This window comes from Moorena sp. SIO3I6, from assembly GCF_010672095.1.
Genome location: NZ_JAAHHU010000796.1, coordinates 1 through 2,186, shown reverse-complemented (window position 1 = coordinate 2,186; position 2,186 = coordinate 1). Strand labels below are relative to the sequence as shown.

The following is a 2,186-nucleotide window of genomic DNA, read 5'->3' as shown; positions in this document are numbered from 1 at the left end:
CTTCGGTTCCGCTATGATAATATCCCCTAACATGGCAAAACTGGCGGTCACCCCACCAGTGGTAGGATGAGTAAGCACTGGAATGTAGAGTAGTCTGGCTTGACGATGGCGTTCCAAGGCACCAGAGATTTTGGCCATTTGCATCAGGCTTAACATCCCCTCCTGCATTCTGGCTCCACCAGATGCACAAACGATTATAACGGGTACCTGTTGCTTAGTTCCTTGTTCTATCAAACGAGTCAGTTTTTCCCCAACTACCGAACCCATACTACCGCCCATGAACCGGAAATCCATTACTCCCAAAGCAATGGGCAAATTCTCTAGCTTACCGGTGCCGGTTTGTACCGCATCTGTGAGCTTAGTTTTTTCTTGGCTGTCTCGCAAACGATCACTATAGGATTTGCGATCGCAAAACTTCAGGGGATCCGTCGGATGTAGGTGTTCATCCAGTGAGATCCAGGTTTGGGGGTCAATCAGCTGGCGGATCCGCTCATCACTAGGGACTCGCATATGATGCTCACATTCAGTGCAAACCATTTGATTAGCTTGCAGGTCTCTGGCGTAGGAGAGCACTCCGCAAGCTTCACACTTTTTCCATAGCCCATCAGCAATCTCCCGTTCTTGAGGTTGTTTAGGGGTTGGTTCAATTTTTCGTCTATTTGCAAACCAATCGAATAGAGACATAAAAATTATTAATCCTGTTAACGTATTATCTAAAGGTGCGACCCGTGGCGAATTTAATTCGCCTACGGAAAGCGCACCTATATTTTTTTAGCTATAATCTGATTTATCTGATTGTCCTGCCTGCTCTTCTTCTGGGGAACTCAACAACAGTAAGGCTGTCCATTGATCTGGTGAGCGAACTTGTAAAGCCGCAGGGCTACCTGCACCTAAATAAGACATGATCCCAATATCAAGAATGCGACTTGGAATATCATGAGCGGCTAGCACCTGCTGCATCAGCTCGGCTTCCCAGCGAAGATTGGTAGTTCTGATTGTTATCCAATACACAGGCCAATACCAATAGCATTCATTACCAATAGTAGAGTTTTCAGAGCCGTTGAATTTGATAGTTTAATTTGATCTATAGTTTTATTTATAAGTTATACTTAGTTATAATTATTATGATTAGTAGAGAATTAGCTAAAATTTTAGATTAGGTTAATTTTTTTAGATTTCCTATTATGTAGTAATTTTTAGGTTGTCGGTTTCAACGTCTAAATTGAGAGAGTTAGCGAATAGTATTCAATAGGTGGGACATGTGGCGAATTTAATTCGCCTAGCGATGCAGCGCGGTCTTGGGGGTTCCCCCCATGAGCGACTGCATCAAGACAAGGAAAGGGCACCTAAGATAATGTTTAACTCAATGGAAAAAATAGTTCTAGGTAAGTGGACACTATTAATTTACCCCACAGTAGAGTCAATCCTGCTCCCAAGGCTAGAAAAGGACCAAATGGCATTGGCTGTTTGCGATTCATCCAACCCAGGGCAATGGCTGCGCCACCAGCAAAAGCCCCTACACCACAAGCGATGAAACTAGCCAAGAGCAAATACTTCCAACCTAACCAAGCTCCCATCATCGCCGCTAGTTTAGCATCTCCTCCCCCCATAGCGGATTGACCAAAGGCAATCGAACCCCCAAAAGCAATCAGGTCAAACAACCAAATCCCTAGCACTGCACCTACCACCCCAGTCATTAATTGAGGAATTATTGCTATGGGTTGAGACCCCTGCAAAAAACCAGTAGTTCCTTGAAATACTAAACCAGCCACTAATCCAGACTGAGTTAGGGAATTCGGTAGGGTCATAGTATCGATATCAATCAGAGCTAGAGTCAACAGCCAGCTCAAAAACGCCCAATACCCTAGGGTTTGCCAACCCCAACCATACATCCAGAAAACTAGTAAAAACAGTACACCGGTTATGGCCTCTACTAGGGGATAGCGGCTGGAAATCTTGGTATTACAGTGACGGCAACGTCCTTTTAAGCACAGCCAGCCCATTACCGGCACATTCTCTCCCTTGCCCAGCTTATGCAGACAATGGGGACAGCGGGAGGGGGGCCAAAGGATGGATAAACCAGCAGGTAGTCGGTAAACGACTACATTGAGAAAACTGCCAATAGATGCACCACTAGCGAAAACTATTGCGAAAACTATCGACCTTGTCAAGGCAGTGGATAATCC

Annotated in this window: 3 protein-coding genes; all 3 read right to left on the bottom strand. The window is 45.1% G+C overall.

All coding sequences use genetic code 11. The features are described from left to right. The coding region (accD, locus tag F6K49_RS42845; RefSeq protein ID WP_293107639.1) for an acetyl-CoA carboxylase, carboxyltransferase subunit beta at positions 1 to 684 on the bottom strand (684 nt) is incomplete at its 3' end. An 87-nt stretch (positions 685 to 771) separates the two neighbouring features. After that, positions 772 to 1,011, bottom strand: coding sequence for a hypothetical protein (locus tag F6K49_RS42840; protein WP_293107636.1), 240 nt, complete (start codon positions 1,009 to 1,011; stop codon positions 772 to 774). 347 nt (positions 1,012 to 1,358) lie between these two features. Beyond that, positions 1,359 to 2,171 (bottom strand): A24 family peptidase, encoded by an 813-nt coding sequence (locus tag F6K49_RS42835; RefSeq protein WP_293107642.1) that lies wholly within the window; start codon positions 2,169 to 2,171, stop codon positions 1,359 to 1,361. Positions 2,172 to 2,186 lie beyond the last annotated feature (15 nt).